1 protein-coding gene is annotated in these 584 nt (G+C 73.6%); it reads left to right on the top strand.

What is annotated here, in order from left to right; translation table 11 throughout:
- Window positions 1-18: 18 nt before the first annotated feature.
- A partial coding sequence (locus tag AC1D15_RS36285) for a histidine kinase dimerization/phospho-acceptor domain-containing protein (RefSeq protein WP_477829900.1) occupies window positions 19-584 on the top strand: 566 nt, incomplete at its 3' end.

Here is a 584-nt window from a genome sequence, read left to right as displayed (position 1 = left end):
TACGCCTCGGACCCGCGCGTGAAGCTGCCGTTCTCGCGCACCGAGGGGCTCGCGCGGCTCGACGTCGACGGCGAGGCCTGGATCGTCTATTCGAGCGTGGCCGCCGACGGCATCGCGCAGGCGGCGCAGCGCGTCTCGCAGCGGCACCAGATGGCGGCCGAATCGGGGGCCAAGGTGTTCCCGCCGATGCTGGTGCTGGTGGTCGTGGTCGGCGGGCTGCTGCTGTTCGGGCTGCGGCGCGGCCTGCAGCCGCTGGGCGATACGGCGCGCGACGTGGCGGCGCGCAGCGCCCGCTCGATGCTGCCGATCGCCACCGACGGCGTGCCGCGCGAGATCAAGCCGCTGGTGCTGTCGATCAACGACCTGCTCGGCCGGTTGTCGGAAGCGTTCTCGGCGCAGCGGCGCTTTCTGGCCGATGCGGCGCACGAGCTGCGCACACCGGTGACCGCGCTGCGCCTGCAGGTGCACCTGCTGCGCCGCTCGGACAGCCCGGCCGCGCGGCAGGATGCGCTGGACGAGCTGGAGCAGGGCGTGATCCGCTCGGAGCGGATGGTGCAGCAGCTGCTGGCGGTGGCGCGCTCGGA

The sequence above is a fragment of the Rhizobacter sp. P2_H2 genome, assembly GCF_056403375.1.
This window is presented reverse-complemented; position numbering and strand designations above follow the sequence as displayed.